Source organism: Pseudomonas sp. 2835 (assembly GCF_050435905.1).
GTDB lineage: Bacteria > Pseudomonadota > Gammaproteobacteria > Pseudomonadales > Pseudomonadaceae > Aquipseudomonas.
The window spans coordinates 26,404-51,975 of the sequence record NZ_JBNDLE010000019.1 but is presented as its reverse complement, the minus strand read 5'-3'; the positions used below and the strand labels follow the sequence as shown (position 1 = coordinate 51,975).

The following is a 25,572-nucleotide window of genomic DNA, read 5'->3' as shown; positions in this document are numbered from 1 at the left end:
ATGCATCACTCGACCCACGACATTCTGGCGCCGGTTCCAGGCATTGCCCGCCAGATCCACAGCTTTCACTTCGGCCCCCGGGACGCCGGCAAGATCTACATCCAGGCCTCGCTGCATGCCGATGAACTGCCCGGCATGCTGGTGGCCTGGCACCTCAAGCAACGCCTGGCCGAACTTGAGGCCCAGGGCCTGCTGCGCCGCGAAATCGTGCTGATACCGATCGCCAACCCGGTAGGCCTGGAACAGGTACTGATGGATGTGCCGCTGGGCCGTTACGAGCTGCAAAGCGGCGAGAACTTCAACCGCCACTTCGTTGACTTGAGCGACCAGATCGGCGACCAGATTGCCGATCACCTGACCCAGGATCCGCAGCACAACATCGCGCTGATCCGCGAAAGTCTGCGCCGCGCCCTGGATGCCCATGCCGCCCATACCCCGCTGCAATCCCAGCGCCTGACCCTGCAACGCCTGGCCTGCGACGCCGAGATGGTGCTCGACCTGCACTGCGACTTCGAAGCCGTGGCGCACCTGTACACCACCCCTGAAGCCTGGCCGCAGGTCGAGCCGCTGTCGCGCTACCTCGGCGCCCAGGCCAGCCTGCTGGCCACCGACTCGGGCGGTCAGTCCTTTGATGAATGTTTCACCCTGGTCTGGTGGCAATTGCAGCAGCGCTTCGCCAAGCAGTTCCCGATCCCCCAGGGCAGTTTTTCGGTGACCGTCGAATTGCGTGGCCAGGGCGATGTCAGCCACCCGTTAGCGGAACAGGACTGCGCGGCGATTCTGGAATACCTGACGCGTTATGGCGCCATCGAAGGCGAACCCGCCGCCCTGCCCGCCCTGAGCTACCCGGCAACGCCGCTGGCGGGGGTGGAGCCCGTGGCTACGCCGCTGGGCGGTTTGCTGGTGTTCCACGCCAAGCCGGGCCAGTACCTGCAGGCCGATGAACTGATCGCCGAAGTCATCGACCCGCTCAGCGACCGGGTCACCCCGGTGCGCAACAGCCAGCCCGGCCTGCTCTATGCCCGTTCGCTGCGGCGCATGGCCACCGCTGGCATGGTCATCGCCCATGTGGCAGGCAATCAGGCCTACCGCAGCGGCTACCTGTTGTCGCCTTGAACCCTTACCTTTAGAGCTTGCGCATGTACAAACTGACCATCGAAGACCTGCACAAACGCTACGGCGAGCACCATGTGCTCAAAGGCGTTTCGCTCAAGGCCAGGACCGGCGACGTGATCTGCCTGATCGGCGCCAGCGGCTCGGGCAAGAGTACCTTCCTGCGCTGCATCAACTTCCTCGAGCAACCCAATGAAGGCAGCATGACCCTCGACGGCAAGCCGGTGCACATGACCCAGGACCATCACGGCCTGCACGTCACCGACCCGGACGAGCTGCAGCGCCTGCGCACGCGCCTGGCCATGGTGTTCCAGCACTTCAACCTGTGGAGCCACCTGAGCGTATTGGACAACATCGCCATGGCGCCGCGACGGGTGCTGGGCGTGAGCAAGCACGAGGCCGAGGAGCGTGCTCGCCGTTACCTGGACAAAGTCGGCTTGGCACCGCGGGTGGCCGATCAATACCCGGCATTTCTTTCCGGCGGCCAACAGCAACGGGTGGCTATCGCCCGGGCACTGGCCATGGAGCCGGAAGTCATGCTGTTCGACGAACCGACCTCGGCGTTGGACCCGGAGCTGGTCGGCGAAGTGTTGCGGGTGATCCAGGGCCTGGCCGAAGAAGGCCGGACCATGATCATGGTCACCCACGAAATGGCCTTCGCACGCAAGGTGGCGAGCCAGGTGATGTTCCTCCACCAGGGCCTGGTGGAGGAACAGGGGCCGCCGGACGAAGTGCTGGGCAATCCGAAAAGCGAGCGCCTGCGTCAGTTCCTGAGCGGCAACCTCAAGTAGCGGTCAGGCAACCGGGGCCGGTGGTGGCTCGTCGGGCAAGGTGGGCTCGCCCGGCTCCATTGGCGGGGTATCCCCCGGCTGTGCAGGGCTTGGCGTGTCTGGATCAGGCTGACCGGGCACACCACCTGCCTGCAGGATATGCGGGTGCGGATGGGCCAGCAGCGACCAGGCCAACACCCCAACACTGTTGGGCTGCAGCACGGCCAGCTTGGCACTGATGGTCGGGTCGAGTTTCATGGGCTGCTCCTGGTTGACGTCCGCCTGGCGTGTTGCCGGGCGGAACGGTTCAACTTCTTGGAGTCTGCCGGCGGCAAGGAATTCCCTCGCCTTGTCGCCTCAGGTGCGTGGCAGGGTAACGCCGCGCTGGCCCTGGTATTTACCGCCACGATCCTTATAGGACACTTCGCATTCTTCGTCGGATTCGAGGAAGAGCATCTGCGCCACGCCTTCGTTGGCGTAGATTTTCGCCGGCAGTGTGGTGGTGTTGGAGAACTCCAGGGTCACGTGACCTTCCCACTCGGGTTCAAGCGGGGTGACGTTGACGATGATGCCGCAGCGAGCGTAGGTGCTCTTGCCCAGGCAGATGGTCAGCACGTTGCGCGGAATGCGGAAGTATTCGACGGTACGGGCCAGGGCGAAGGAGTTCGGCGGAATGATGCAAACGTCGCTTTTAACGTCGACGAAGCTGCCGGCATCGAAGTTTTTCGGATCGACGGTCGCCGAGTTGATGTTGGTGAACACCTTGAACTCGTCGGCGCAACGCACGTCGTAGCCGTAGCTGGAGACGCCGAAGGAGATCAGCCGGTTGTCGCTCTCACCGCGCACCTGGCGCTCGACGAACGGCTCGATCATGCCGTGTTCCTGCGCCATGCGGCGAATCCACTTGTCCGATTTGATGCTCATGGCGGGGTGTCCTGAAATTGCGTGGTGAAAAAATTCTGTGCGGCATCTTACCGGGCCCGGCGCCGGGTTCAAAGTTCCATGCAGCATCAACCGTCGGATCCGCGTATCACGGGGCTTGCACGGGCCCCTCAAGCACCGTCAGTCATGAATTATGAGAAAGCTTCACAAGACCATTGGCACGTTCTGGAAAAAGGGTTAAGGTGACGCCACTGTGCTGCACGTGTCACTGAGAATATCTACCTGATGCAAGATTTCGATCAACCCATCTTCATGAATTTTCTGCCTCTTTGCACTCAGTCTCGGCCAGGGCGTTTCCTGAGTCGTAGTTAACTTTGTCCAAGGAGACAGACCATGTCCAATCGCCAAACCGGTACCGTTAAGTGGTTCAACGATGAAAAAGGCTTCGGCTTCATCACCCCACAATCCGGTGACGACCTGTTCGTACACTTCAAAGCCATCAAAGCTGACGGCTTCAAAAGCCTGAAAGAAGGCCAAGCGGTCTCTTTCATCGCTACCCGCGGTCAGAAAGGCATGCAGGCTGAAGAAGTAGAAGTTATCTAACTTCCGCTTTACAGCTTGAAGAAAGCCCCACCCTTTACAGGTGGGGCTTTTTTTATGCCTGCGATTCAGCCATTCAGAACAGGGCTGCTTTGCAGCCCATCGCCAGCAAGGCTGGCTCCCACAGGTTCTGGCTACAATTCTGTGGGAGCCGGCCTTGCCGGCGATGAAGCCACCATCAATCTTCGCTGATGGTGATATTCGGCATCGCCGGCGCCGCCGCTTCCTGCAGCACGATCCGCGCACCGACCTGGCGGGCCAGTTCCTGGTAGACCATGGCAATCTGGCTTTCCGGCTCGGCAATCGCCGTCGGCTTGCCGCTGTCGGCCTGCTCACGGATCAGCATCGACAGCGGCAGCGAGGCGAGCAGCTCGACACCATATTGCGCCGCCAGCTTCTCGCCACCGCCCTCACCGAACAGATGTTCGGCATGGCCGCAGTTCGAGCAGATGTGCACGGCCATGTTTTCGACCACGCCCAGCACCGGGATGTTGACCTTGCGGAACATCTCCACGCCCTTCTTGGCATCGAGCAGCGCCAGGTCCTGCGGCGTGGTAACGATGACCGAGCCGGCCACCGGGACTTTCTGCGCCAGAGTCAGCTGGATGTCGCCGGTGCCCGGCGGCATGTCGATCACCAGGTAATCGAGGTCGTCCCAGGCGGTCTGGGTCACCAGTTGCAGCAGCGCCCCGGAAACCATCGGCCCGCGCCAGACCATCGGCGTGTTGTCGTCGGTCAGAAAGGCCATGGACATGACCTCGACACCATGGGCCTTGAGCGGCACGAACCACTTCTGCTCGCGAATCTGCGGCCGGGTGCCTTCGGCGATGCCGAACATCACGCCCTGGCTTGGGCCATAGATATCGGCATCGAGAATCCCTACCCGCGCACCTTCACGGGCCAGAGCCAAGGCCAGGTTGGCGGCGGTGGTCGATTTTCCGACACCGCCCTTGCCCGAGGCCACGGCAATGATGTTCTTGACGTTGGCCAGACCTGGAATCTGTGCCTGGGCCTTGTGTGCGGCAATCACGCAGTTGATTTCGACCCGCGCCGAGGCAACCCCGTCGATACCTTCGACGGCCGTTTGCAGCACCTGCGCCCAGCCATTCTTGAACAGGCCGGCGGCATAGCCCAGTTGCAGCTGCACGCTGACGCGATCGCCCTGGATATCGATGGCCTGGACACAGCCGGCGCTGACCGGGTCCTGGTTCAGGTATGGGTCGGTGTACTGGCGAAGAACGGCTTCGACGGCTGCGCGAGTGACGGCACTCATGGAGACTCCCGTGATTAAGACTGAGCAAAACAGGCCACTATGCTAACCCGTCATCCCTGTTCAGATACGTCCATGGGGTGAAATATATTTCCCGGCGTTTTATAGTGGCCGATCACCGTTTCATCTCAAGTAGCCGAAAAAAGTAGCCGAGCCCCCATGTCCGAGCCACGTCAGATTCTCGTCACCAGCGCCCTGCCCTATGCCAATGGTTCCATTCACCTTGGCCATATGCTCGAGTACATCCAGACAGACATGTGGGTGCGCTTCCAGAAGCTTCGCGGCAACCAGTGCATTTATGTCTGCGCTGACGACGCCCACGGCTCGGCCATCATGCTGCGCGCCGAGAAGGAAGGCATCACTCCCGAGCAGCTGATTGCCGCCGTCCAGGCCGAGCACAGCGGGGATTTCGCCGATTTCCTGGTCGACTTCGACAACTTTCACTCGACCCACGCCGAAGAAAACCGCGAGCTGTCGAGCCAGATCTACCTCAAGCTGCGTGACGCCGGGCACATCGCTACCCGTTCGATCACCCAGTACTTCGACCCGGACAAAAAAATGTTCCTGGCCGACCGCTTCATCAAAGGCACCTGCCCCAAGTGCGCGGCTGAAGACCAGTACGGCGACAACTGCGAAAAATGCGGTGCCACCTACGCGCCAACCGAGCTGAAGAACCCCAAGTCGGCGATTTCCGGTGCAACCCCGGTACTCAAGGACTCACAGCACTTCTTCTTCAAGCTGCCGGACTTCCAGGCCATGCTCCAGCAATGGACCCGCAGCGGTACCCTGCAGGACGCGGTGGCCAACAAGATCGCCGAATGGCTGGATGCCGGCCTGCAGGAATGGGACATCTCCCGTGACGCGCCGTACTTCGGCTTCGAGATCCCCGATGAGCCGGGCAAGTACTTCTACGTCTGGCTGGACGCCCCGATCGGCTACATGGCCAGCTTCAAGAACCTTTGCGCCCGCCGCCCGGAGCTGGACTTCGACGCGTTCTGGAACAAGGATTCGAAAGCCGAGCTGTACCACTTCATCGGCAAGGATATCGTCAACTTCCACGCCCTGTTCTGGCCCGCCATGCTCGAAGGCGCCGGCTACCGCAAGCCGACCGGCATCAACGTGCACGGCTACCTGACCGTCAACGGCTCGAAGATGTCCAAGTCGCGCGGCACCTTCATCAAGGCCCGCACCTACCTGGATCACCTGGCGCCGGAATACCTGCGCTACTACTACGCCTCCAAGCTGGGCCGCGGCGTCGACGACCTCGACCTGAACCTTGAAGACTTCATCCAGAAGGTCAACTCCGACCTGGTCGGCAAGGTCGTCAACATCGCCAGCCGCTGCGCAGGCTTCATCCACAAGGGTAACGACGGCGTCATGGTGACCGGCGACGCCGCACCGGAGCTGACCGAGGCCTTCCTCGCCGCCGCCCCGGGTATCGCCGAAGCCTATGAAGGCCGCGACTTTGCCCGCGCCATGCGCGAAATCATGGCCCTGGCCGACCGCGCCAACGCCTGGATTGCCGACAAGGCACCGTGGTCGCTGGCCAAGCAGGAAGGCAAGCAGGACGAAGTCCAGGCGATCTGCGCCCAGGGCATTAACCTGTTCCGCCAGCTGGTGATCTTCCTCAAGCCGGTGCTGCCGGTGCTGGCCGCTGACGCCGAGGCGTTCCTCAATGTCGCGCCACTGACCTGGGCCGATCACCAGACCCGCCTGAGCAATCATCAGCTCAACCCGTTCAAGGCGCTGATGAGCCGCATCGACCCGGCCAAGGTCGAAGCCATGACCGCAGCATCCAAGGAAGACCTGGCCGCCAGCCAGACCAGCGTGCTCACCGGCAATGGCGAACTGGCCAAGGATCCGCTGTCGGCCGAAATCGACTTCGACACCTTCGCCGCGGTCGACCTGCGGGTCGCCCTGATCCTCAAGGCCGAAGCCGTCGAGGGCGCCGACAAGCTGCTGCGCCTGACCCTGGACATCGGTGACGAGCAGCGCAACGTGTTCTCCGGCATCAAGTCGGCCTACCCGGACCCGGCCAAGCTCGAAGGTCGCCTGACCATGATGATCGCCAACCTCAAGCCGCGTAAAATGCGTTTCGGCATCTCCGAAGGCATGGTCATGGCCGCCGGCCCCGGCGGTGAAGAGATCTACCTGCTCAGCCCTGACAGCGGCGCCAAGCCGGGCCAGCGCATCAAGTAAGGCTCACGCCCCGGCCGATTGCGGCCGGGGCGTTCTCATCTTCGCGTCATTGCCGGATAATGGCGGACAGCCTCAGCATTCGGCCCCCTCATGAGCGAATTCTTCCTGGCCCTGGTTAGCGCCGCGCTGATCAACAACCTGGTCCTGCACCAGGGATTGGCCATCGACCCCTTGCTGCGCAGCGACACCGATCCGGATCGGCGCCAGGTGCATGCGTTGGGCCTGGTGACCCTGGTGTCGCTGCTAGTGGCGGTCGGGCTTGGGCAACTGATTTATCACCTGGCGTTGCTGCCCCTGCAGCTTGAATACCTGCGCCTGTTCGTGTTCCTGGGGCTGTGCGTGTTACCGATCAAGCCGCTGCTCGCACTGCTGACACGCCTGCTGCCAACCCTGCCCTTCGACGGTTTGTTGCCCCTGATGGTGGGTAACGTTGCGCTGCTAGGCTTGAGTCTGCAAGCCAGTGAAGGCAGCTATGGGATTGTGCAAACCCTGGGCTGGAGCCTGGGCGGTGGCCTGGGTTTCTGGCTGGCCCTGAGCCTGTTCAGCGACCTGCGCCTGCGCAGCGACCACGACGACATCCCTCTGGCCTTTCGCGGCCTGCCGATCGAGCTGATCGGCGCCGGGATCATGGCCATGGCGTTTCTCGGATTCAACGGACTATTCAACCCATGAGCTTGATTCAACGCATCGACGCCCTGTTGCCGCAGACCCAATGCGGCAAATGTGGCCATCCTGGTTGCCGGCCTTACGCCGAAGGCCTGGCGGCGGGCGAAGCGATCAACAAATGCCCACCCGGAGGCAGTGAAACCATCGCTGCCTTGGCCAAGCTGTTGCACGTGCCGGTGATCGAACTCGACCACGAGCGCGGCCGTGCACCGGCGCAAGTCGCCTATATCCGTGAAGCCGAATGCATCGGCTGCACCAAATGCATCCAGGCCTGCCCGGTGGACGCCATCATCGGTGCGGCCAAGCTGATGCACACCGTGATCAGCGCCGAATGCACCGGTTGCGACCTGTGCATTGCGCCCTGCCCGGTAGACTGCATCGACCTGCTGCCATTGACCGCCAACAGCAACATTGTGCCGATTGTCGGCGGCCTGGCAGAGGACGCCGAAGCCCTCGCAGCCCGCAGCCACAAGCGCAACCATGCGCGGCGTCGCTTTGAGCAGCGCAACAACCGCCTGCAGCGCGAAGAAGCCCGCAAGCAAGCCGAGCGCCTGGCCCGCAGCCAGCGTGCAGCCAGCGCCGCAGCCACAGCCACAGCCACGAGCACAGTTAGCGACGACCCGATCAAAGCCGCCATCGAGCGGGTCAAGGCGCAGAAAACCGCAGCCGCCGATGCGGCACTGAAACAGGCAAAAATCGCCGCCGCCATGAGCCGGGCACAACTGAGCAAGGCCCGCAGCGCCTTTGGTGAGGCGCCCAATGACGCCCAGCAAGCACAATTGATAGAGCTTGAGCGCGAAGCGCAGCAGGCCCAGGCCCGCCTGCAAGCGTTGCAACCGGCAGCCGGCGATGGCCGTGGCTGATAACAGCGAGCGCCTGCGCAGCACCATGGCCCTGGTGCTACTGGCCTGTGCGCCAGGGCTGCTGACCCTGTTGTGGCTGCACGGATGGGGGCTACTACTGAACCTGCTGCTGTGTGCCAGTGCAGCGCTGGCCACCGAAGCTGCGCTGCTGAAACTGCAGCAGCGACCGAGCCTGCCGACCCTGAACGACGGTAGTGCCCTGGTGACTGCCGTGCTGCTGGCGGCCGCACTGCCCGTCTACGCCCCCTGGTGGCTACCGATGATTGCCGCCTTCGGTGCCATTGCCCTGGGCAAGCAGCTGTACGGCGGCGTCGGCAAGAACCTGTTCAACCCGGCGATGGTAGGCTACGCACTGGTGTTGCTGTCGTTTGCGCAGCACATGACTCAGTGGCCAGTCACCCAGGTACTGGACCTGGCAGACACGCTGCAACAAGTGTTCGGTCTGGATCTTGGCAATCAGCCGGATGCCTGGGCGCAAGCCACGGTACTGGACGGACTGCGCAACAACCGCAGCCTGACCATCAATGAGCTGTTCGCCAATCATCCAGGCTTCGGTCAGTTTGGCGGCCGAGGCAGCGAAGCGGTCAACCTGGCGTTTTTGCTCGGTGGCTTGCTGTTGTTGCAACGCAAGGTGATCAGCTGGCATGCCCCGGTCGGCTTGCTTGCCAGCTTGTTCGTGATCAGCCTGGTGTGCTGGAACGGCTCGGGCTCGGACTCCAACGGCTCGCCGCTGCTGCACCTGCTGTCAGGCTCGACCATGCTGGCGGCGTTCTTCATTGTCACCGAGCCGGTATCAGGGCCGAAAAGCCCGAAAGCCAAGCTGCTGTTTGGCGTCGGCGCCGGCTTGCTCATCTATCTGATTCGGACCTGGGGCAGCTATCCGGATGGCGCCGCGTTCGCAGTACTGCTGATGAACCTCTGCGTCCCTGCGCTGGAGCGCTGGGCAGAACGTGGACAGACGCCATGAATACTTCAGCGCAACGCTCCACGCTGCTAGTACTGACCCTTGCCGTGCTGACCATCGGTGCCACGGTACTCTGGCAGCAGTTCACCGCCCCGCGTATCACCGTCGCCGCACAACAGCTCAAGGCCCAGCGCTGGCTGAGCGTGCTGCCAGAACAGAGCTACGACAACCAACCACTGCAACAACCCCTGCGCCTGGCGGATGCCATCCTGGATCACAGCCGCCTGCTTGCCGGTTATCTGGCGACCTTGAAAGGCCAACCCCGCGCTGTCGTGCTGCATAGCCAGGCCCGGGGCTACGGCGGCCCGCTGGACCTGCTGATTGCTATTGATGACAGTGGTCGTATGATCGGCCTCAAGGTGTTGCAGCAGCAGGAAACCCCAGGCTTGGGCGGCCAGATGGTTGAGCCCGGCAATAACTGGTTGCAAGGCTTTCTCGGCAGTAGCCGGCAAACCCTGCCGGATGCTGCCTGGGCACTCAAGCGCGACAGCGGTAAGTTCGATCAGCTGGCCGGCGCCACCGTCACCTCGCGCGCAGTGATTCAGGCGACTCACGATGCCCTGCGCTATTTCGACGAGCATCGCCAACAGCTGTTCCCTGGAGGCCCCAATGAATAGGCAGTGCCTTGCGGCCGTAAGCCTGGCCCCCCTGCTGGGCGCCACCCAGACCTTGCTGCAGGCCAGTGCCATTGCGCTGTTGAGCGTGTTGATCATCGGCGTGCACCGCCTGTGCATGACGCCCCTGCGCGAACGGCTGGACGGCAATGCCAAGCTTATCGCCAGTGTGCTGCTGGCCGCCCTGCTGGTCACCTGCCTGGAGCTGGCCTTACGCGCCTGGGCCCTGCCGTTGGCACTGGCCCTGGCCCCCTATCCGGCGTTGATCACCGTACAATGCCTGGTGTTCGAGGTTGCCCTGGGTCACGATGCCCGCTGGCGAACTACTGCGACCACACTGGCAGGCTTTGCCGCGCTGTGCGTAGCCTTGGGACTGACGCGCCAATTGCTCGGCGAATTGGTCAACCTGCGTCTGGTCAGCTTGTTGCCCGGCGCCCTGATTCTTCTGGGCCTGATACTGGCCCTGTATAACCGGGTTTGCCAACGGCGAACCCCTTCACGTCGTCAAGGAAAGCTTTGACCCCATGAATGCCGCCAAACGCCTGGAAATCTTTCGCAGGCTGCATGAAGACAACCCCGAGCCGAAAACCGAGCTGGCCTACACCAACCCTTTTGAACTGCTGATTGCGGTCATCCTCTCGGCGCAGGCGACCGACGTCAGCGTGAACAAGGCCACGGCTAAACTGTATCCGGTCGCCAATACCCCCGAAGCGATCCATGCCTTGGGCATCGAAGGCTTGTCGGAGTACATCAAGACCATCGGCCTGTACAACAGCAAGGCGAAAAACGTCATCGAAACCTGTCGCCTGCTGATAGAGCAGCATGGCAGCCAGGTACCGCAAACCCGCGAAGCACTGGAAGCCCTGCCCGGGGTTGGCCGCAAGACCGCCAACGTAGTGCTCAACACCGCCTTCAGGCAGATGGCCATGGCCGTGGATACGCATATATTCCGGGTCAGCAATCGCACCGGGCTTGCCCCGGGCAAGACCGTTCTGGAGGTTGAAAAGGCCTTGATGAAGTTCGTGCCCAAGCCTTTTCTGCTGGATGCCCACCACTGGCTGATCCTGCATGGTCGCTATGTATGCCAGGCACGCAAGCCGCGTTGCGGTAGTTGTCGGATCGAAGATCTGTGCGAGTACAAGCAGAAAACCTCGGACGATTGAGAAGATAGTGAAAACCTGCTCTATCGATTGAAAAAATCTTTTTTACCCGCTCAGAAATTCTCGCTATAAGGTGCGCCAATGGCCCTCTTGGCTTGGAGTGACTTATGAGCACCGATAAAGAAGACCTGCTTGTAGAAGATGACATCGTCACTGACGATGCAGACGAAGATCCGGTTGTTGAAGTGGCAAAAACCAACCTGAGCAAACGCCGCACCATCGACAACCTGCTAGAAGAGCGTCGCCTGCAGAAACAGCTGGCCGATTACGACTTCGACCTCTGAAGGATCGATATCGACAGATCACAAAAGCCTCCTTGATGGAGGCTTTGTTGTTTCTGGTCGTTTCAAACGAGCCCGTTGCGCTGGGCCAGTTCGATCAGGTCGACCAACGAACGAGCATTGAGCTTGAGCAGTAACCGTGTCTTGTAGGTACTCACCGTCTTGTTGCTCAGGAACATGCCATCGGCAATCTCCTTGTTGGTTTTTCCACGGGCCAGCTGCTGCAAAACCATCATCTCCCGGCCTGACAAGCGCTCAACCATATCCGCCTCGCTGGCGCCCCCCAGGTTCGAGCGTACCGAATGCAGCGCCTGGTTGGGAAAGTAGCTATACCCGGAAAGCACCGCCTTGATGGCACTGAGCAACTCGGTCAGGTCCTGCTGCTTGCAGACATATCCCGCAGCCCCAGCCTGCACGCAGCGCATGGAAAAATGCCCGGGCGCCTGCGAGGTCAGTACCAGCACCTTGATGCTGGCATTGTTGGCGGTCAGCCGGGCGATTACCTCGAGACCGTCAAGTTTGGGGATGCCAATATCCAGGATGACGATATCCGGACCATGCTCGCGTGCCAGCTGCAATGCGTCCACGCCGTTATCCGTCTCGGCAATGACTTCATAACCATGCCGCTCCATCAACATGCGTACAGCCAGGCGAATGACCGGATGATCATCCACGATCAGGACTTTATTCATGGGCAAAATCCAATTTTTTGCTGTTCTATTTTTTTGAGCCAGCACAATAGCCTAGTTGCATGACATATTGTATTGCGCCATTAACAAGCAAATGCATACAAAGACACAACCTACAGCCATTAAAGAATTATCCTACAAACTAACCAAACCAATAATTCCTAACGGAACTAACAATAATCGATAATCGCAGAACGCCCTACACTTCCTCAATCACGTTAGCACCAGATATTGAAACAGCCTATGAAACTTAGCCTTAATACTTGAAGGAAATGTCCTATAGGCTTGTTTGATAAAAAACAATATTACAATTTGTGTGTGATCGTTACATATCCGCGTTGGACATATGGCCCGACTGAGAAACTCAACATGCTGCCCTGCATCCCACAGCGCATGATAAACCTCGCATCCACCGCGAATTTGCCTCGTTAGGCACAAGGAACCCTGGATGAGCAAAATCGAGCCGAAAAGCCCTTTGACGATCATTGCGATTTTCGCGGGCATCATCGAAGCCTCGGCATTGGCCTCGCTGCCATTTCTGGGGGAAGACAGCCAGGGCATCTACACCTGGTTTCTGGTGGGATTCCCATTTTTCCTTACGGTGTTGTTCTTCCTGACCCTGAACTTCAATTACAAATCCCTTTACTCACCCGAAGTGAGCAAGCCGGAGCCGAGCAATATTCCAACGCCTGTCGCCATCGACTCAAAGACAGCTATTGCGCCCGCTGCACCCGACACGGTTACTTTCAACCCGGCAGATACACCGACAGCAGCGCCCGCAGAAACAATGAAAACACTACAAGCGCCTGAAAGTGTTAGCGCTGGCACGGTCATCACCATTTCTCTGCGCGGGCCAGCCGCGGCCGTGTTAATAAAATATTTCGCCTTGCATGCACTCAAATCCTCGCCCGCGCCGAACAGCAAATGGATCTTGTGCAATCTCGACACCGGCTCGCAAACCGTCTTGCTGACGCGGCCGTTGAACGCCCCATCGCCCCCTGTTCAATAAAATTACGGGCAAAAAAAACCCCGGCGCTTGCCGGGGCTTTTCTGCACAACAAACCTCAGACCAGCTTGCGGCCCTTGTTCGCAGCAATACGCATGCGCAGGGCATTGAGCTTGATGAAGCCCGCTGCGTCCGCCTGGTTGTACGCGCCGCCATCTTCTTCGAAGGTGGCGATGTTGGCGTCGAACAGCGAGTCGTCCGACTTGCGGCCGGTAACGATAACGTTGCCTTTGTACAATTTCAGGCGTACCACGCCGTTCACGTTGACCTGCGAAGCGTCGATCATCTGTTGCAGCATCAGACGCTCAGGGCTCCACCAGTACCCGGTGTAGATCAGGCTGGCGTACTTGGCCATCAGCTCATCTTTGAGGTGAGCGACTTCACGGTCCAGGGTGATCGACTCGATCGCCCGGTGGGCACGCAACATGATGGTGCCGCCCGGGGTTTCGTAGCAGCCGCGGGACTTCATGCCGACGTAACGGTTTTCGACGATGTCCAGGCGACCGATGCCGTTCTCGCCGCCGATGCGGTTGAGGGTGGCCAGTACGGTGGCCGGCGACATTTCAACGCCGTCCAGGGCAACGATGTCGCCGTTGCGGTAGGTCAGCTCCAGGTAGGTCGGAACGTCCGGGGCGGATTCTGGCGACTTGGTCCAGCGCCACATGTCTTCTTCGTGCTCGGTCCAGGTATCTTCCAGCACGCCGCCTTCATACGAGATGTGCAGCAGGTTGGCGTCCATCGAGTACGGCGACTTCTTCTTGCCGTGACGCTCGATCGGGATGCCGTGCTTCTCGGCGTAGTCCATCAGTTTTTCACGGGACAGCAGGTCCCATTCACGCCATGGCGCGATGACCTTGACGCCTGGCTTGAGCGCGTAGGCACCCAGCTCGAAACGGACCTGGTCGTTGCCTTTACCGGTGGCGCCATGGGAAATGGCATCGGCGCCGGTTTCGTTGGCAATTTCGATCAGGCGCTTGGCGATCAGCGGACGAGCGATGGAAGTACCCAGCAGGTACTCGCCTTCGTAGACGGTGTTGGCGCGGAACATCGGGAACACGAAGTCGCGTACGAATTCTTCGCGCAGGTCATCGATGTAGATTTCCTTGACGCCCATGGCCTGGGCCTTGGCGCGGGCCGGTTCGACCTCTTCGCCTTGTCCAAGGTCAGCGGTGAAGGTCACCACTTCACAGTTGTAGGTATCCTGCAGCCACTTGAGAATCACCGAAGTATCAAGGCCGCCGGAATACGCCAGTACGACCTTTTTTACGTCCGCCATGCCATCACTCCACGGGGTTGTACGGAAAGCCGTCGATTCTACCGGCCTTGCGACAAAATTTACAGTGGGGCGACAGCTTGTGACGACAAAGCGACAGGAACTGTCGAGAGCGCGACGGACGGTCGCACCTCAAGACTTGGCTACGGGCTTCCCGGAGTCGACTGCGCCAGCAGGGGCGGCGGTCGGTTTGGGCGCAGGCTCAACGGGTTTTTCTACCGGCTTCTCGACAGGCGCGACCCGATCGAGCTGAATGTTCACCCGGCGGTTGCGCGCACGATTGGCTGCGCTGTTGTTGCGCGCCAGCGGATAGCGCTCGCCATGGAAGCGCACGGTGATCTGCTCTTCGGGAATGCCGTGGGCCTTGAGGTACTCCATCACCGCCAGCGCCCGGCGCCGCGACAGGTCGCGATTGGTCAGGCGGTTGCCGCTGTTGTCGGAGTGACCGTCGAGCTCGATATGGTTGACGGTCGGGTCGGCCTTGAGAAAGTCGAGGATCACGTCCAGGCGTGCCCGGGCATCGGCATCCAGGTCAATGCCGCCCCCCGGGAAGCCGACCCGCGCCTGACGCACCTGGTCATAGTTCATCGGCAACAGTTTTGCCGCACAGGCCTGGTAATCGCCATAGGCCTTGCTGAATTTGACCGGCAATACCCGTACTTCCATGGTCCGCCCGGCTTCACCGGCAAAATTGCGCACCACGGTGCTGCGGCCATCGAGCAAACCGTTGATCAGGCGGCTGGCCTGGCCCTGGGAGCTGGTGAAGAGCACGCCACTGCGAGCCATGCGCACCGCCCCCAGGTTGATGTCGCCACGTCCGGGCTGCCACGGCGCAGCTGCCGCCAGCAGGGTGGCAGAACCGGCACCCAGTACATTGCTGCTTGAACGCAGCTGGAAGGTTGGCTGCTCGCCGGCACGACGAACGAACTCGCCGCTGCCGAAATCGGCAATAGGTTGAACCAGCCGACATTCGAACTGATCGCCTTCGACCTTCCACTCGACGTTCTCCAGACGGGTCTGGAAAGTGAGTGCCATGGCGGGCATGCTGGCAAACACACTGAGCAGGGCTAGATAACGCTGGCGCACGGGCGGCTCCACAGATTTTCACGGTATACCTGCACGCTATCGGTCGGGCGTGGCAAAACTTGATAGCGAGTGCTCGTAACCGGCTTTTCCGGTAGCATTCACCTTGAGTTCGACCCGCCTGGAATCCCCAATGTCCGACCGCCTGACCCTCCTGCGTCCCGACGACTGGCACATCCATCTTCGTGATGGCGCTGTATTGCCGCATACCGTCGGTGACGTTGCGCGCACCTTTGCCCGCGCAATCATCATGCCCAACCTGGTACCACCGGTGCGCAACGCCGCCCAAGCCGGTGCCTACCGCGAGCGCATCCTCGCTGCACGCCCTGCCGGCAGCCGTTTCGAGCCGCTGATGGTGCTGTACCTCACCGACCGCACCCAGCCCGAGGAAATCCGCGCGGCCAAGGCCACCGGTTTTGTCCATGCCGCCAAGATGTATCCGGCCGGCGCGACAACCAACTCCGATTCCGGCGTGACCAGTGTCGACAAGATCTTCCCGGTGCTCGAAGCCATGGCCGAGGTCGGCATGCCACTGCTGGTGCACGGTGAAGTCACGCGCCCCGAGATCGACGTGTTCGACCGCGAGAAGCTGTTTATCGACGAGCACCTGCGCCGTGTGGTCGAACGCTTCCCGACCCTCAAGGTGGTGTTCGAACACATCACCACCAGCGAAGCCGTGCAGTTCGTCAACGAGGCCCCGGCCAACGTCGGCGCGACCATCACCGCCCAGCACCTGCTGTACAACCGCAACCACATGCTGGTGGGCGGTATTCGTCCGCACTTCTATTGCCTGCCGATCCTCAAGCGCAACACCCACCAGGTGGCCTTGCTGGACGCCGCCACCAGCGTCAGCAGCAAGTTCTTCCTCGGTACCGACTCGGCGCCGCATGCCCAGCACGCCAAGGAAGCCGCCTGTGGCTGTGCCGGTTGCTACACCGCCTATGCCGCGATCGAGCTGTACGCCGAGGCATTCGAGCAGCGCAACGCGCTGGACAAGCTCGAAGGCTTCGCCAGCCTGCACGGCCCGGCCTTCTACGGCCTGCCGGCAAACACCGATAGCATTACCCTGGTCCGCGACAGCTGGACCGCCCCAAACAGCTTGCCGTTCGGTGAGCAGACCGTTATCCCGCTGCGCGCCGGTGAGCAACTGCGCTGGCGCCTGCTGGAGGAAACTGCGTGAGCGAAGATCAGTACGAAGACGACCAGGAAGGTCATGGCGGCGGTCCGCGCCATCCGATGGCTGAACGCTTTCGCGGTTACCTGCCGGTAGTGGTCGACGTCGAGACCGGCGGTTTCAACAGCGCCACCGATGCCCTGCTGGAGATCGCCGCAGTCACCATCGGCATGGATGAAAAAGGCTTCCTGTTCCCGGAACACACCTATTTCTTCCGCGTCGAGCCGTTCGAAGGCGCCAACATCGAGCAAGCGGCCCTGGAGTTCACCGGGATCAAGCTCGACCATCCGCTGCGCATGGCGGTGAGCGAAGAGTCGGCGCTGACCGATATCTTCCGTGGCGTACGCAAGGCGCTCAAGGCCAATGGCTGCAAACGGGCGATCCTGGTCGGCCACAACAGCAGCTTCGACCTGGGCTTCCTCAACGCCGCCGTGGCCCGCCACGACATGAAACGCAACCCGTTTCATCCGTTCTCAAGCTTCGACACCGCGACTCTTGCCGGCCTTGCCTATGGCCAGACCGTGCTGGCGCGTGCCTGCCAGAGCGCCGACATCGACTTCGATGGCCGTGAGGCGCACTCGGCGCGTTACGACACCGAGAAGACTGCCGAGCTGTTCTGCGGGATCGTCAACCGCTGGAAAGAAATGGGCGGCTGGCAGGACTTCAACGACTGAAGCCTGTGCACCGTGCATAAAAAAACCGGCCATCAAGGCCGGTTTTTTTATGCCTGGCAAATTACAGCTTGCCAGCGTTCTCGCTCAGGTAAGCAGCAACGCCTTCTGGCGAAGCGGTCATGCCCTTGTCGCCTTTTTTCCAGTTGGCAGGGCAGACTTCGCCGTGCTCTTCGTGGAATTGCAGGGCGTCGACCAGACGCAGCAGCTCGTCCATGTTACGGCCCAGTGGCAGGTCGTTGACGATCTGCGAGCGGACAACGCCCTTGTCGTCGATCAGGAAGGCGCCACGGAAAGCTACGCCACCTTCGGACTCTACGTCGTAGGCCTTGGCGATGTCGTGCTTCATGTCAGCAGCCATGATGTACTGGACCTGACCAATGCCGCCGGCATTGATCGGGGTGTTGCGCCAGGCGTTGTGGGTGAAGTGCGAGTCGATCGACACCGCGATCACTTCAACGTTGCGCGCCTTGAATTCAGCCATGCGGTGGTCCAGGGCGATCAGCTCGGACGGGCAGACAAAGGTAAAGTCCAGCGGGTAGAAGAACACCAGGCCGTACTTGCCCTTGATAGCCGAAGCCAGGTTGAAGCTGTCGACGATTTCGCCGTTGCCCAGAACAGCTGGAACGGTGAAGTCCGGGGCATTTTTGCCAACGAGTACGCTCATGCGATATCTCCTGATGGGGTGGAATCATCTTGCACAGGCCAGCATGCACTGGCCCGGCATCGAAATGGCCGACCATCATACACCGCCCGGCGCTGCTCGCCGAATTTCAGTCCGAATGCTCGACAATATGCCGTCGGTCGCTCTAGTCCGCCCATTACAGAAAGAGTTTTGACAAGCATTCTCATTAACATTAAGCTTCTTCGCATTGAGCCTTAACCAGCGATGGTCAGCCCTATGTATGTGTGTCTTTGTGTTGGTGTGACCGACGGACAGATCCGCGATGCGATCTATGAAGGATGCTGCAGCTACAAGGAAGTCAGAAGCGCCACCAATGTGGCGAGCCAGTGTGGCAAATGTGCCTGCCTGGCCAAGCAGGTGGTGCGCGAAACCCTCACCGAGCTTCAGGTCAGCCAGGCTGCCCTGCCCTATCCTGTAGAATTTACTGCAGCATAATTCAGCAAATTCCAAGAACCGGACCCAGTGTCCGGTTTTTTTATGCCTGTAATTCAAGTAGTTAGGGGTCTAACGCGGAACACAAACATTCTTATTCCGATTAATTTTCATTTATTATTCAATAACTTAGGTTTGACACTGGAAGTTGCGGGGCTCAGACTTGCCTTTATAGACACACTTACAGGGCAGGACCCCATCATGAAAGGCGACGTTAGCGTCATCCAGCATCTCAACAAGATCCTCGGAAACGAGCTGGTCGCAATCAACCAATACTTCCTGCATGCGCGCATGTACGAAGACTGGGGTCTGGAGAAGCTCGGCAAGCACGAGTACAAAGAATCCATCGAAGAGATGAAACACGCTGACAAACTGATCAAGCGTATTCTGTTCCTCGAAGGCATCCCCAACGTCCAGGACCTGGGCAAGTTGCTGATTGGTGAACACACCAAGGAAATGCTCGAGTGCGACCTGAAGATCGAGCAAAAAGGCCTGGTTGACCTCAAGGCCGCCATCGCCCACTGCGAAACCGTCGGCGACTTCGGCAGCCGTGAACTGCTCGAAGACATCCTCGAAGCCGAGGAAGAGCACATCGACTGGCTGGAAACCCAGCTGAGCCTGATCGACAAGGTCTCCCTGGAGAACTACCTGCAGTCGCAGATGGGCGAATAAGTTCATAGCCCTGCCCTACAGGCACAAAAAAGCCCCGCACTGCGGGGCTTTTTTATGACCAATATCCTGGAATCAAGCCTCGGCAGATTTAGCCTTGGCTGCTGCTTCCTTGATCAGGGTCTGCAGTTCGCCGTTGGCAGCCATCTCGGTCATGATGTCCGAACCGCCGACCAGCTCACCGGCAACCCACAGCTGTGGGAAGGTTGGCCAGTTGGCGTATTTTGGCAGGTTGGCGCGGATTTCCGGGTTCTGCAGGATATCCACGTAAGCGAATTTCTCGCCGCAACCCATCACGGCTTGCGCCGCCTTGGCCGAAAAACCGCACTGCGGGGCATTCGGCGAGCCTTTCATGTAAAGCAGAATGGTGTTGTTGGCAATCTGCTCTTTGATTGTTTCGATGATATCCATGAAGCACCTCGCGGCTGAACTTTCCGACCTGGTTGTCGGCACGGTGACGCATTGTATCGGAAAGCCGAGCAGGACGCTCGGCCTTGCCGATATCAGGCCGCAACCACCTGTACCGGCACGCCGTTGAGCGCCGCATTGCCCGACACCGCATCCAGCTGGCGCTCATCGGTGAGGTCATTGGCGCTGGCGCCGGGCTGGCCCCGGGCGATCTCCATGCGCACCCCGGCACGGGCGTGGCCAAAGCCATGGGGCAGGCTGACCACCCCCGGCATCATGTCGCTGCTGGCCTGTACCTCGACCTCGATTTCGCCGACCCGTGAACTGACGCGCACGCGCTGGCCATCCTGCAACTGGCGGCCGGCCAGGTCGTCCGGGTGCATCAACAACTGATGACGGGGTTTGCCTTTCACCAGACGATGGTAGTTGTGCATCCAGGAATTATTGCTGCGCACATGACGGCGCCCGATCAGCAGCAGTTGATCCGCCGCCAGCGGCGGCTGCCCGGCCAAGCGCTGCAAGTCGCCGAGAATCTCCTGGGGTGCGGCCTGAATCCGTTGGTTGGCCGTCTTCAGGCGCGCAGCAAGGTTGGGCTGCAGCGGCCCCAGATCGACGCCATGAGGGTGCTGGTCCAGGGTCTCCAGCGATAGTTTGAACGTCGAGGCGTCGCCATAACGGCCCTGGCGCAGGCCGATGTCGATCATTTGCGCCGGGGGCAAGGTCGGCTTCAGCGGTTTGTCACTGAGGGCGGCAAAAGCCTTGGCCAGGCCGACGAAGATCTCCCAGTCATGCAAGGCGCCTTCGGGCTTGGGCAGGATGGCCCGGTTGAAGCGGCTGACATTACGCACCGCGAACAGGTTGAAGGTGGTGTCGTAATGATCGTTCTCCAGTGCCGAGGTGGACGGCAGGATCAGGTCGGCGTAGCGGGTGGTCTCGTTGATGTACAGGTCGATGCTGAGCATGAACTCAAGACCGTCCAGCGCGCGCTCCAGCTGCTGGCCGTTGGGCGTGGACAGCACCGGGTTGCCTGCCACCGTCACCAGTGCGCGAACCTGTCCCTGGCCTTCGACCAGCATCTCTTCGGCCAGGGCCGCCACCGGCAATTCGCCGCCATACTCGGGCAGCCCCGAGACCCGGCTCTGCCAGACATTGAAGTGCCCGCCCGAGGTACTTGCCACCAGGTCCACCGCAGGCTCGGTACACAATGCGCCACCCACCCGGTCGAGGTTACCGCTGACCAGGTTGATCAATTGCACCAGCCAATGGCACAAGGTGCCGAAGGCCTGGGTCGAGACGCCCATACGCCCGTAACACACTGCTTTGTCAGCAGCGGCAAAGTCCCGGGCCAACTGGCGAATGACCGTGGCGTCGACACCGCACAGCGGGCTCATTGCCTCGGCGGTGAACGGCGCAATGGCCGTTTGCACCTCGTCCAGGCCATCGACCGGTAACGCCGACGGACGGGTCAAGCCCTCGGCAAACAGGGTGTTGAGCAACCCACACAGCAGCGCCGCATCACCACCGGGTCGAATGAACACATGCTGGTTGGCCATTGCCGCCGTTTCGCTGCGGCGCGGATCGACCACTACCAGCTTGCCGCCACGGGCCTGGATCGCCTTGAGGCGTTTCTCGACATCCGGCACGGTCATGATGCTGCCGTTGGAGGCCAGCGGGTTGCCGCCAAGGATCAGCATGAACTCGGTGTTATCGATGTCCGGAATCGGCAGCAGCAGGCCATGGCCGTACATCAGGTAGCTGGTCAGGTGGTGCGGCAACTGGTCCACCGAGGTTGCCGAAAAGCGGTTACGGGTCTTGAGCAGGCCGAGAAAGTAGTTGCTGTGGGTCATCAGCCCGTAGTTGTGCACGCTGGGGTTGCCCTGATAGACGGCCACGGCGTTCTGCCCGTGAGCCTGCTGGATGGCCCAGAGCTTTTGCGCGGCCAGCTCGAATGCCTCCTCCCAGCTGATTGCCTGCCAGCTGTCGCCGACTCGCCTGTGCGGCGCACGCAACCGGTCCGGATCGTTCTGGATATCCTGCAAGGCCACCGCCTTGGGGCAGATGTGACCGCGGCTGAAGCTGTCCTCGGGGTCGCCCTTGATCGAAGTGATGCGCGCGGTAGCATCGTCCTCATGGGTGATTTCCAGGGTCAAGCCGCAGATCGCTTCACATAGATGACAGGCACGGTGATGCTGGGTCTTGTTCATGGCCACCTCTTGCTCGGGTGTCTGGGATCACCTGACTATGAGCCTGACCCGGCGTGGCGACCAGCGAGGTTTGTCGCGTGAATCTTCAGCCATCAAGCGCAGCGATTCGCTATGGGCCCGCTGCCGGGTTTGCCAAGGCGCTGGCAGGCAGTGTAAAACCCTTGTGTAACGTATAAAAAAAGCTTCTATCCAATGGGTTACGACACTGCCTGAAACATCGGCGACGAAACCCCCTCTTGGTATGACGCGACATTTAATTATAGTATTGCGTCTTCCCCTAATTCGTCGCCCCGTGCGGCTTTCGCCGCAGGTCACCTCCGTTGTTTTGAAAAACCGGTATGGCTGATCTGCGGTCTGTTGCAAAAAGGTAGTCAAACATGAGCGCTAGGCACTTTCTCTCCCTGATGGATTTCACACCCGAAGAACTGCTCAGTGTGATCCGTCGAGGTATCGAGCTGAAGGACCTGCGTAACCGCGGCGTACTGTTCGAACCGCTGAAAAACCGCGTGCTGGGGATGATCTTCGAAAAGTCCTCGACCCGCACCCGCCTGTCGTTCGAAGCCGGCATGATCCAGCTCGGCGGCCAGGCCATCTTCCTCTCGCCACGGGACACCCAGTTGGGCCGTGGCGAGCCGATCGGCGACTGCGCCATCGTCATGTCGCGCATGCTCGATGCGGTGATGATCCGCACCTTTGCCCACAGCACCCTGACCGAGTTCGCCGCCAACTCGCGGGTACCAGTGATCAACGGCCTGTCCGACGACCTGCACCCGTGCCAGTTGCTGGCCGACATGCAAACCTTCCTTGAACACCGCGGCGCCATCCAGGGCAAGACCGTGGCCTGGATTGGCGACGGCAACAACATGTGCAACAGCTATATAGAAGCAGCCATTCAGTTCGACTTCCAGTTGCGCATCGCCTGCCCGGCCGAATTCGAGCCCAATCCACAGTTCCTGGCCCAGGCTGGTGACCGCGTGCATATCTTCCGTGACCCCAAGGATGCATTGCAGGGTGCCCACCTGGTGAGCACCGATGTCTGGACTTCCATGGGTCAGGAAGAGGAAACTGCACGGCGCCTGGCCTTGTTCGCGCCTTACCAGGTAACCCGCGAACTGCTCGACCTGGCAGCACCCGATGCCCTGTTCATGCACTGCCTGCCCGCTCATCGCGGCGAGGAAATCAGCCTGGACCTGCTCGACGACCCCCGCTCGGTCGCCTGGGACCAGGCCGAAAACCGCTTGCATGCACAGAAGGCGCTTCTCGAATTTCTTGTTGAACCGGCCTATCACCACGCATGAGTCAACCTTTACTGCTTAACCTGCGCGAGCTCGCCTGTGGCTATGGCGAGCAGCGCATCGTCCAGAACCTCAACCTGCACCTGAACGCCGGCGACATCGGTTGCCTGCTGGGTTCCTCAGGCTGCGGCAAGACCACCACCCTGCGCGCCATCGCCGGCTTCGAGCCGGTGCACGAAGGCGAGATCCAGCTGGGCGGCGAGGTCATCTCCAAGGCCGGATTCACCCTGGCACCGGAGAAACGCCGGATCGGCATGGTGTTCCAGGACTACGCGCTGTTCCCGCACCTGACCGTGGCCGAGAACATTGCCTTCGGTATCGGCAAGCACCCGCAGCAGCGCCAGGTGGTCGACGAGATGCTCGAGCTGGTCAAGCTCGGCGGCCTGGGCAAACGCTACCCGCACGAGCTTTCCGGCGGCCAGCAGCAACGTGTGGCCCTGGCCCGCGCGCTGGCACCCGAGCCGCAACTGCTGCTGCTCGACGAGCCGTTCTCCAACCTTGACGTCGAGCTGCGCCGGCGCCTTAGCCACGAAGTGCGCGACATCCTCAAAAGCCGCGGCACCAGCGCAATTCTGGTCACCCACGACCAGGAAGAAGCTTTCGCTGTCAGCGATCATGTGGGCGTGTTCAAGGAAGGTCGCCTGGAGCAATGGGATACCCCCTACAACCTCTACCACGAACCGCTGACACCGTTCGTGGCCAGCTTCATTGGCCAGGGCTATTTCATTCGCGGCCAGCTGACCAGCCCGGAATCGGTACGCACCGAGCTCGGCGAGCTGCGCGGCAACCGTGCCTATACCCTGACGCCCGGCAGCGCCGTGGATGTGCTGTTGCGCCCGGATGACATCATCCATGCCCCGCACAGCGAACTCAAAGCCCTGATCGTCGGCAAGAGTTTCCTTGGCGCTTCGACCCTCTATCGCCTGCAACTGCCAACCGGCAGCCAGCTGGAAGCGATCTTCCCAAGCCACAACGACCATCAGGTCGGTAGCGAAGTGGGGATCGAAGTGGCGGCGGATCACCTGGTGGTGTTTGCCGTGCCTGGCAGCGTGGCGGCGCAACTGCCGGTGGCGGAGAACGGTGTTCGGCGATATAGCTCGGCGGTATAGCTCGGCGCTCGACAGCGGGGCTGCTTTGCAGCCCATCGCCGGCAAAGCCGGCTCCCACAAGGTCTGCGTTTCCACCTGCGGGAGTGGGCCTTGTCAGTCCAGCGTCAAAACCCCACTGGCAACCCGTTTGGCATACCCGCCAATTTTCACCCGGTCCCCCTCCAGCCGGCAGAACAGCTCGCCTCCGCGGCTGGAGCACTGAAAGGCGTGTAGTTCGTTCTTGCCCAGGCGCTGTGCCCAGTACGGGATCAGGCTGCAGTGGGTGGAGCCGGTCACCGGGTCTTCAGGAATGCCAATACCCGGCGCAAAGTAGCGCGAAACAAAGTCATGCTCGTTACCCGGCGCAGTAACGATCACTCCCAGCCCCGGCAACTGCGCCAGCGCCGCCATGTCCGGGGTACAGGCACGCAACACCTGCTCGGATTCGACCCGAACCAGCAGTTCGCTGGTTTTCCACACCTCCAGCACCGGGCAGCCCAGGGCCTCGGCAACCGGCACTGTTGCATGCAAGGGTTGCGGCTCGACCCGCGGGAAATCCAGCTGTAAACGCCCGCCGTCGCGGCTGACGCTCAACGGGCCGGATTTACTCTGGAACAGCAGCCGATCTGCCGACGCTTTATAAACCTCCAGCAGCACGTGAGCGCTGGCCAGGGTCGCATGGCCACACAGCGGCACTTCGGTGGTCGGGGTGAACCAGCGAATCTGCCAGCCTTCGGCATGGGGGACAACAAACGCGGTTTCGGCCAGGTTGTGTTCGGCGGCAATCTGCTGCATCAGCTCGTCGGTGAGCCAGCTGTCCAGGCGATAGACCATGGCCGGGTTGCCGGAAAAAGGACGGTCGCTGAAGGCATCGACCTGATGGAATTCAAGCTGCATGAGGCGAATCTCTCAGTGGCGGGCATAGAGCATGCCCGCCAGACAGCGAAGACCGACAGAGACAGAATCAAGTGATTTTCAGCATACAGATTCAGTCGCGGCCGATGGCGGCGAATTTGCCCAGGGTATGCTCGGCCAGTACTGCCGCGGCAAGCTCGACTTCCAGACCCCGGCGGCCAGCACTGACGAAAATTGTTTCGAAGGATTGAGCAGTTTCATCAATGAAGGTGCGCAGGCGTTTTTTCTGCCCCAGCGGGCTGATCCCGCCCAGCAGGTAACCAGTCGAGCGCTGGGCCGCCGCCGGATCGGCCATTTCACACTTTTTCACCCCCGCGGCATGAGCCAGGCCCTTCAGATCCAGGCTACCGACCACCGGCACAACCGCCACCAGCAACTCACCCTTTTCACTACTGGCAAGCAAGGTCTTGAACACCCGCGCAGGCTCAAGGTTGAGCTTCTCCGCCGCTTCGAGGCCATAGGAAGCAGCCTTGGGGTCATGTTCGTAACTGTGGATGCGGTGTTCGGCGCGAAGCTTTTTCAGCAGATCCAGGGCGGGGGTCATGCAGGACTCCAAGCAGAGGGGTGAATGCCATTTCGCTGGCTACTTTAGGGCAAA

At 60.8% G+C, this 25,572-nt stretch carries 28 protein-coding genes and 1 pseudogene; 18 read left to right on the top strand and 11 right to left on the bottom strand.

Going from position 1 to position 25,572, the window contains the following annotated elements; genetic code table 11:
- Both ABIE20_RS22215 and ABIE20_RS22210 read left to right on the top strand, forming a co-directional pair.
- The gene (locus tag ABIE20_RS22215; protein WP_429507350.1) at window positions 1-1,116 is read left to right on the top strand and encodes a succinylglutamate desuccinylase/aspartoacylase family protein; all 1,116 of its coding nucleotides are present in this window, start codon (window positions 1-3) and stop codon (window positions 1,114-1,116) included.
- Between the two features lie 23 nt (window positions 1,117-1,139).
- Entirely contained in the window at window positions 1,140-1,904 is a 765-nt protein-coding gene (locus ABIE20_RS22210; protein ID WP_045197766.1) for an ABC transporter ATP-binding protein, read from the top strand.
- Window positions 1,905-1,907: 3 nt separating this feature from the next.
- On the opposite strand, the gene ABIE20_RS22205 is transcribed toward ABIE20_RS22210, so the two are convergent.
- Window positions 1,908-2,141, bottom strand: a complete 234-nt coding sequence (locus tag ABIE20_RS22205) for a hypothetical protein (protein ID WP_429507348.1) — start codon at window positions 2,139-2,141, stop codon at window positions 1,908-1,910.
- A gap of 99 nt (window positions 2,142-2,240) precedes the next feature.
- Window positions 2,241-2,807, bottom strand: a complete 567-nt coding sequence (dcd, locus tag ABIE20_RS22200; RefSeq protein WP_028943496.1) for a dCTP deaminase — start codon at window positions 2,805-2,807, stop codon at window positions 2,241-2,243.
- A gap of 351 nt (window positions 2,808-3,158) precedes the next feature.
- Here dcd and ABIE20_RS22195 point away from each other — a divergent pair, with 351 nt between their 5' ends.
- Complete coding sequence (locus ABIE20_RS22195) at window positions 3,159-3,368, top strand: cold-shock protein (RefSeq protein ID WP_010221054.1); 210 nt, start codon at window positions 3,159-3,161, stop codon at window positions 3,366-3,368.
- A 175-nt stretch (window positions 3,369-3,543) separates the two neighbouring features.
- On the opposite strand, the gene apbC is transcribed toward ABIE20_RS22195, so the two are convergent.
- On the bottom strand, window positions 3,544-4,638 hold the full coding sequence (gene apbC / locus ABIE20_RS22190) for an iron-sulfur cluster carrier protein ApbC (RefSeq protein WP_429507347.1): 1,095 nt from the start codon (window positions 4,636-4,638) through the stop codon (window positions 3,544-3,546).
- Window positions 4,639-4,794: 156 nt separating this feature from the next.
- Here apbC and metG point away from each other — a divergent pair, with 156 nt between their 5' ends.
- The 8 genes and pseudogenes from metG to ABIE20_RS22150 all read left to right on the top strand — a co-directional run bounded on the left by metG (window position 4,795) and on the right by ABIE20_RS22150 (window position 11,385).
- Complete coding sequence (gene metG / locus ABIE20_RS22185; RefSeq protein ID WP_429507345.1) at window positions 4,795-6,834, top strand: methionine--tRNA ligase; 2,040 nt, start codon at window positions 4,795-4,797, stop codon at window positions 6,832-6,834.
- Window positions 6,835-6,924: 90 nt separating this feature from the next.
- Window positions 6,925-7,506, top strand: a complete 582-nt coding sequence (locus ABIE20_RS22180) for an Rnf-Nqr domain containing protein (protein ID WP_429507343.1) — start codon at window positions 6,925-6,927, stop codon at window positions 7,504-7,506.
- A pseudogene (gene rsxB, locus ABIE20_RS22175) lies at window positions 7,503-8,342 on the top strand (electron transport complex subunit RsxB); the annotation flags it as partial. The gene ABIE20_RS22180 and the pseudogene rsxB, both read left to right, overlap by 4 nt.
- 7 nt (window positions 8,343-8,349) lie before the next feature.
- Window positions 8,350-9,330, top strand: coding sequence for an RnfABCDGE type electron transport complex subunit D (locus tag ABIE20_RS22170; protein WP_429507342.1), 981 nt, complete (start codon window positions 8,350-8,352; stop codon window positions 9,328-9,330).
- A complete protein-coding gene (locus ABIE20_RS22165; RefSeq protein ID WP_429507340.1) occupies window positions 9,327-9,944 on the top strand; it encodes an RnfABCDGE type electron transport complex subunit G in 618 nt (205 codons plus the stop codon). Before ABIE20_RS22170 ends, ABIE20_RS22165 begins: the two co-directional genes overlap by 4 nt.
- On the top strand, window positions 9,937-10,461 hold the full coding sequence (locus ABIE20_RS22160) for an Rnf-Nqr domain containing protein (RefSeq protein ID WP_429507339.1): 525 nt from the start codon (window positions 9,937-9,939) through the stop codon (window positions 10,459-10,461). Before ABIE20_RS22165 ends, ABIE20_RS22160 begins: the two co-directional genes overlap by 8 nt.
- Window positions 10,462-10,465: 4 nt before the next feature.
- Window positions 10,466-11,104, top strand: coding sequence for an endonuclease III (gene nth / locus ABIE20_RS22155; protein WP_429507337.1), 639 nt, complete (start codon window positions 10,466-10,468; stop codon window positions 11,102-11,104).
- Window positions 11,105-11,208: 104 nt separating this feature from the next.
- On the top strand, window positions 11,209-11,385 hold the full coding sequence (locus ABIE20_RS22150) for a PA3496 family putative envelope integrity protein (RefSeq protein ID WP_429507336.1): 177 nt from the start codon (window positions 11,209-11,211) through the stop codon (window positions 11,383-11,385).
- Window positions 11,386-11,447: 62 nt separating this feature from the next.
- On the opposite strand, the gene ABIE20_RS22145 is transcribed toward ABIE20_RS22150, so the two are convergent.
- Window positions 11,448-12,074 carry a response regulator gene (locus ABIE20_RS22145; protein ID WP_429507335.1) on the bottom strand — a complete coding sequence of 209 codons (627 nt, stop codon included), beginning with the start codon at window positions 12,072-12,074 and terminating at the stop codon, window positions 11,448-11,450.
- A gap of 445 nt (window positions 12,075-12,519) precedes the next feature.
- Between ABIE20_RS22145 and ABIE20_RS22140 the strand changes: the two genes are divergently transcribed.
- Window positions 12,520-13,080, top strand: a complete 561-nt coding sequence (locus tag ABIE20_RS22140) for a hypothetical protein (RefSeq protein WP_429507333.1) — start codon at window positions 12,520-12,522, stop codon at window positions 13,078-13,080.
- 55 nt (window positions 13,081-13,135) lie between these two features.
- Here ABIE20_RS22140 and ABIE20_RS22135 read toward each other — a convergent pair whose 3' ends face one another.
- Complete coding sequence (locus ABIE20_RS22135) at window positions 13,136-14,353, bottom strand: argininosuccinate synthase (protein ID WP_429507332.1); 1,218 nt, start codon at window positions 14,351-14,353, stop codon at window positions 13,136-13,138.
- A gap of 129 nt (window positions 14,354-14,482) precedes the next feature.
- Entirely contained in the window at window positions 14,483-15,436 is a 954-nt protein-coding gene (locus ABIE20_RS22130) for a flagellar protein MotY (RefSeq protein ID WP_429507330.1), read from the bottom strand.
- Window positions 15,437-15,566: 130 nt separating this feature from the next.
- Here ABIE20_RS22130 and pyrC point away from each other — a divergent pair, with 130 nt between their 5' ends.
- Both pyrC and rnt read left to right on the top strand, forming a co-directional pair.
- Window positions 15,567-16,613, top strand: a complete 1,047-nt coding sequence (pyrC, locus tag ABIE20_RS22125; protein ID WP_429507329.1) for a dihydroorotase — start codon at window positions 15,567-15,569, stop codon at window positions 16,611-16,613.
- 56 nt (window positions 16,614-16,669) lie between these two features.
- Window positions 16,670-17,281: a ribonuclease T gene (gene rnt, locus ABIE20_RS22120; RefSeq protein WP_267954172.1), complete on the top strand. Its 612-nt coding sequence runs from the start codon at window positions 16,670-16,672 to the stop codon at window positions 17,279-17,281.
- Window positions 17,282-17,342: 61 nt separating this feature from the next.
- Here the strand turns inward: rnt and ABIE20_RS22115 are convergent, their stop codons facing one another.
- Window positions 17,343-17,945 (bottom strand): peroxiredoxin, encoded by a 603-nt coding sequence (locus ABIE20_RS22115; protein WP_010221038.1) that lies wholly within the window; start codon window positions 17,943-17,945, stop codon window positions 17,343-17,345.
- Between the two features lie 234 nt (window positions 17,946-18,179).
- Between ABIE20_RS22115 and ABIE20_RS22110 the strand changes: the two genes are divergently transcribed.
- Window positions 18,180-18,398, top strand: a complete 219-nt coding sequence (locus ABIE20_RS22110; protein ID WP_010221037.1) for a bacterioferritin-associated ferredoxin — start codon at window positions 18,180-18,182, stop codon at window positions 18,396-18,398.
- 198 nt (window positions 18,399-18,596) lie between these two features.
- Window positions 18,597-19,067: a bacterioferritin gene (gene bfr / locus ABIE20_RS22105; RefSeq protein ID WP_045197734.1), complete on the top strand. Its 471-nt coding sequence runs from the start codon at window positions 18,597-18,599 to the stop codon at window positions 19,065-19,067.
- A gap of 72 nt (window positions 19,068-19,139) precedes the next feature.
- Here bfr and grxD read toward each other — a convergent pair whose 3' ends face one another.
- Entirely contained in the window at window positions 19,140-19,475 is a 336-nt protein-coding gene (gene grxD, locus ABIE20_RS22100; protein WP_123564607.1) for a Grx4 family monothiol glutaredoxin, read from the bottom strand.
- 92 nt (window positions 19,476-19,567) lie between these two features.
- Window positions 19,568-21,676 carry a molybdopterin oxidoreductase family protein gene (locus ABIE20_RS22095; protein WP_429507327.1) on the bottom strand — a complete coding sequence of 703 codons (2,109 nt, stop codon included), beginning with the start codon at window positions 21,674-21,676 and terminating at the stop codon, window positions 19,568-19,570.
- Window positions 21,677-22,053: 377 nt separating this feature from the next.
- Between ABIE20_RS22095 and argF the strand changes: the two genes are divergently transcribed.
- Together argF and ABIE20_RS22085 are read left to right on the top strand one after the other, a co-directional pair.
- Complete coding sequence (gene argF / locus ABIE20_RS22090) at window positions 22,054-22,974, top strand: ornithine carbamoyltransferase (protein ID WP_429507326.1); 921 nt, start codon at window positions 22,054-22,056, stop codon at window positions 22,972-22,974.
- Window positions 22,971-24,080, top strand: a complete 1,110-nt coding sequence (locus ABIE20_RS22085; protein ID WP_429507324.1) for an ABC transporter ATP-binding protein — start codon at window positions 22,971-22,973, stop codon at window positions 24,078-24,080. The genes argF and ABIE20_RS22085 overlap by 4 nt, the downstream gene beginning before the upstream one ends.
- A gap of 93 nt (window positions 24,081-24,173) precedes the next feature.
- On the opposite strand, the gene ABIE20_RS22080 is transcribed toward ABIE20_RS22085, so the two are convergent.
- Both ABIE20_RS22080 and ybaK read right to left on the bottom strand, forming a co-directional pair.
- Window positions 24,174-24,956: a PhzF family phenazine biosynthesis protein gene (locus ABIE20_RS22080; RefSeq protein WP_429507322.1), complete on the bottom strand. Its 783-nt coding sequence runs from the start codon at window positions 24,954-24,956 to the stop codon at window positions 24,174-24,176.
- A 91-nt stretch (window positions 24,957-25,047) separates the two neighbouring features.
- Complete coding sequence (gene ybaK, locus ABIE20_RS22075) at window positions 25,048-25,518, bottom strand: Cys-tRNA(Pro) deacylase (RefSeq protein ID WP_429507320.1); 471 nt, start codon at window positions 25,516-25,518, stop codon at window positions 25,048-25,050.
- Window positions 25,519-25,572 lie beyond the last annotated feature (54 nt).